This window comes from Streptomyces albus subsp. albus (assembly GCF_000719865.1).
GTDB classification, from domain to species: Bacteria; Actinomycetota; Actinomycetes; order Streptomycetales; family Streptomycetaceae; genus Streptomyces; species Streptomyces albus_E.
Genome location: NZ_JOID01000077.1, coordinates 1 through 1,256 on the forward strand (window position 1 = coordinate 1; position 1,256 = coordinate 1,256).

The window sequence follows — 1,256 nt, forward strand, 5'->3', positions numbered from 1 at the left end:
GCAGAGTGTGCAGTTGTCGGTGCTGCCGGAGGCCTGTGTGGCGGGTGCGCGGATTGTCACCGGTGCGCGGGTGTCGCGGATCTTGGTGGATCCGGATGCCCGGGGTGGTCCGCGTGCGGTGGGTGTGCGCCTGTGGCGGCGCGGTGGGGGGGAGGCGGAGGTTCTGGCGTCGTTGGTGGTGGTCGCGGCGGGGGCTGTGCAGACGCCGTTGCTGCTGCGTCGTTCCGGCTTGGGCGGGCATCCGCGGCTGGGTCGTAATCTCAGTGTGCATCCGGCGACGAGCGTGGCGGGACGGTTCGGGGGGGAGGTCACCGCCGGGCCCGGTGTCCTGCAGAGTGTGGGTGTGGAGGAACTGCACGGGGAGGGCATCCTCATCGAGGCGACCGCCGCACCGCCGGGGATGGGGAGCTTCGTGTTGCCGGGTGTGGGGCGGGAGTTGCGGCGTGAGTTGGAGGAGAGCCGGCACCTGGCGACGCTGGGCGCGTTGATCGGTGACCGTCCGTCGGGGCGGGTCCTGGGGCGTGAACGGGCCTTGGTGCGCTATGACCTGGACCGCGGTGACGGGGCCCGGTTGATGAGGGCTGTGCGGGGGATGGGCGCGGTGTTGTTCGCGGCCGGGGCCGGGGAGGTGCTGACGGGCCTTCCGGCTGATCCCCGGGCCCGTTCTCTTGCCGAGCTCGACGACGTGCTTGCCCGTGGGGGTCCGCGGGCGCTGCACCTGTCGGCGTTCCATCCCAGTGGTACGGCGGCGGCCGGGAGCGATCCGCAGCGGTCCCCGGCGGATCCGGAGGGCCGGCTGCGGGGGGTGCGGGGTGTGCTGGTGGCCGACGCGTCGGTGCTGCCGAGTTGTCCGGAGGTGAACCCGCAGCTGAGCATTATGGCGGCCGCGCTCGCCGTGACGGGGGCCTGGGTGGAGCGTGGTGGCGGGGTGGGGGTGCGGCGTGTGTAGGGGCCCGCGGTACTGGGATCGGTGGGCTTTGGCCGGTGTGGTCCTTGTTTCGCCTCGTCCGTGATCCGTGTCCCCTCCTGGCGGGGAGCCGTCCGGGTGGCCGGGGGCCGGTGCGGGTCCGGGTGTCGCGTCCCGGTGCGGGTCCGGGTGTCGCGGTCCGGGTGGCCGGGGGCCGGTGCGGGTCCGGGTTCGCGTGTCCGGGTGGCCGGGGGCCGGTGCGTGTCTGGGTGTCGCGTCCTGGTGTGGGTCCGGGTGTGGCGGGGGGCCGGCTGCGAGGGCGGGAGCGGGCCGCGGGGTGGCCCGGGGG

The 1,256-nt window shown here is 74.5% G+C and carries 1 protein-coding gene; it reads left to right on the forward strand.

Annotated elements, in window-relative coordinates:
- Positions 1–949, forward strand: a 949-nt coding sequence (locus IF83_RS0129410) for a GMC family oxidoreductase N-terminal domain-containing protein (RefSeq protein WP_037682066.1), incomplete at its 5' end; no start/stop codon positions are given.
- Positions 950–1,256: the final 307 nt, after the last annotated feature.